Source organism: Atribacter sp. (assembly GCF_035418125.1).
Taxonomy (GTDB): domain Bacteria; phylum Atribacterota; class Atribacteria; order Atribacterales; family Atribacteraceae; genus Atribacter; species Atribacter allofermentans.
Genome location: NZ_DAOLQM010000105.1, coordinates 4238 through 7056, shown reverse-complemented (window position 1 = coordinate 7056; position 2819 = coordinate 4238). Strand labels below are relative to the sequence as shown.

Sequence of the window (2819 nt, the reverse complement as noted above, 5' to 3'; positions counted from 1 at the left end):
AGATTTCAATGATTTTGGTATCCATAATTATTTTACTGGTATCATTAGTCTACGCCCTTATCTTTGGATTATTGATAGTACCAATTATCAATCTAAGAATAAATAAAGAAATACCTATGGTAAAATAATTGAACGATAAAAAAAGAAGAATTCATAAAAGGAAAACAATATGGATAAGCGTTGGAAAGAACTGGGAAAGTTGTTGGTCAATTATTCAACCAGCGTTCAACCGAACGAACGGGTTATGATTGCTATGACGGAAATTGAAACCTATCCCTTGGTTCAAGCCGTTTATGAAGCATGTGTTCAAGCAGGTGCCCACCCACAGGTACAATTTCTATCGGAAAAATTAAATCGTTCTTTACTCAAATATGGTTCTGATCAACAAATCGAATGGGTTCCCGAGATTGAAGCCTATGGAATGGAGTGGGCAGATGTATACATTGGATTGCGCGGCGCTCATAATTTGAAGGTATTTTGGGATATACCATCACCTAAGCTTGCCCAGTTACGCCGTTCGATGGGAAAAATATCGACCCTGCGCTGGGAAAAAACTCGCTGGTGTTTAGTGCGGGTACCGAATGCTTCTCTGGCTCAGGAAGCTGAAATGGATGAGGAAACTATTACCGATATGTTTTTTAATGCTTGTCTATTAGATTGGTCGGAAATAAGTGAGAAATGGAACCGCTGGGCAACACTTTTATCCCAGGGAAGTGAGATTCGAATACTTGGTTACAAAACTGACCTGCATTTTTCGGTGAAAGGTCGGAGTTGGCAAGTAGCAAACGGCAAAATAAATATGCCAGATGGTGAAATCATGACTTCACCCGACGACTCAACGGTTGAAGGAGAGATCTACTTTGAATTCCCGGGGGTGTTGGGCGGACGCCTCATGTACGACGTTCACTTACAATGGCAAAAAGGAGAGCTGGTCAAAGCGACTTCATCAACTCATCAAGATTTTCTCCAATCGACCATCCAAAGTGACCCAGGCGCCAGCCGGATCGGAGAATTCGCTTTTGGAACCAACCCCGAAGTCAAGTACTTCTGCAAGGATATTCTCCTTGATGAAAAAATCGGTGGGACAATTCATATTGCTCTTGGTCGTGCTTACCCCGAAACCGGAGGAACTAATAAATCGGCCATTCATTGGGATATCGTGAAGGATATGCGAAAAGAGGGAGAAGTCTATCTGGATGGGAACTTAATTTTCCAAAAGGGAAAAATGTTGATCTAAGGAGAATTTTATGGCCAAAGGGTATTTGCTGGGAGTTGATATCGGCACTTATTCGTCCAAAGGGGTTTTGGTTCAAGAGGATGGGAAAATAATTGCTCAAAAGGTTGTTCCTCATGGAATGGACATGCCTAAGCCCGGTTATTTCGAGCATGATGCCGATCGGGTGTGGTGGCACGATTTCGTTGAAATCGTTAAAAATCTTCTTAGCATATCGGGGGTTGATCCAAAACAAATTTTGGGAATAGGGACTAGTGCCATCGGTTCCTGTGTTCTTCCTATTGACGAAGCAGGCCAACCGCTGAGACCGGCGATTCTCTATGGAATCGATACTCGAACTACTCAGGAAATAGAATATTTGGAAAAAACCTTGGGGAGAGAGGAAATCTTTCAACATAGTGGAATGCATCTAAGTTCTCAGGCTTCCGGTCCTAAAATTATGTGGATTAAAAACCATGAACCGGAGGTTTTTCAGAAAACCAGATGGTTTCTCACCAGTCAGGCTTACCTCGTTTACCGACTGACCGGTGAAGCCACAATTGATATTTATACTGCGAACGGTTATGCCCCATTGTTCGATGTCCATAATTTAGGTTGGCGGGAGGAAATTGCTTCTTACATCACACCTATTGACCGACTTCCCAAGGCTTTCTGGAGCTGCGAAATAGCCGGCCGAGTCACCGAGCAGGCAGCTCGAGAAACCGGCTTAGCTTCCGGTACTCCGGTCATCGTTGGAACAACCGACGCTGCCGCTGAAGCCATCAGCACTGGAGTAAGAGAATTCAATGATATGATGCTTATGTTTGGAAGTAGTATTTTCTTTATTGTTAAAACAGCCGATTTGGTGAATACCAGTCATTTTTGGAGCGCTCCTTTTCTAGAAAAAGATGCTTATACTTTTTTAGGAGGAACTTCAACCGCTGGAAGTATTACCACCTGGTTTCGGAACCAATTTGCCGAATTAGAACTGGAAAAAGAAAAAAACGAAGGCAGTAACGCCTACGACCGATTAGCAAAATTAGCAGCCCAGTCTCCACCTGGCGCTAAGGGGCTTATTATTCTTCCCTATTTTGAAGGTGAACGAACACCTTTGAATGATCCGAGAGCAAAGGGAATGTTTTTTGGTATCAGCCTCAGACACACCAAGGCTGATATCTACCGAGCTATATTGGAAGGGGTGGGATATGGTATTCGACATAATCTGGAAGTCATGGAAGAGGAAGGAGTAAAACCCAGACGTATTTTGGCCACCGGTGGTGGGACTAAAAATGACTTATGGATGCAGATTGTTTCAGATATAACCCGAGTTAATTTGTCTATCCCTAAAGAACAAATCGGTGCCAGTTATGGAGATGCCTTTATGGCAGGGGTGGGTATCGGATTATTTAATAATCTGACTGAAATTGACCATTGGGTTCAAATCGGAAAAATTGTTCAACCTGATTTAGAAGCAAGTAGAAAATATGATTTTAACTATCGTCTCTCCCGTTCTCTTTATGAAAATACCAAGGAACTTATGCATGAGTTATCTGACTCTTTATCCGAGTAGAGGTTTATGCTGGTCTTCCCCCTCACCTTAATCCTC

At 42.7% G+C, this 2819-nt stretch carries 2 protein-coding genes; both read left to right on the top strand.

From position 1 onward, the window contains the following. Window positions 1–169: 169 nt before the first annotated feature. Window positions 170–1237, top strand: a complete 1068-nt coding sequence (locus PLK24_RS06490; protein ID WP_324477444.1) for an aminopeptidase — start codon at window positions 170–172, stop codon at window positions 1235–1237. Window positions 1238–1247: 10 nt separating this feature from the next. Continuing rightward, complete coding sequence (locus tag PLK24_RS06485) at window positions 1248–2783, top strand: FGGY-family carbohydrate kinase (protein ID WP_324477443.1); 1536 nt, start codon at window positions 1248–1250, stop codon at window positions 2781–2783. The last annotated feature ends 36 nt before the right edge of the window (window positions 2784–2819 follow it).

Excerpts from the sequence above, each read along its gene's own strand:
- PLK24_RS06490 (WP_324477444.1), top strand. The coding sequence starts at position 170 with ATGGATAAGCGTTGGAAAGAACTGGGAAAGTTGTTGGTCAATTATTCA.
- PLK24_RS06485 (WP_324477443.1), top strand. The coding sequence starts at position 1,248 with ATGGCCAAAGGGTATTTGCTGGGAGTTGATATCGGCACTTATTCGTCC.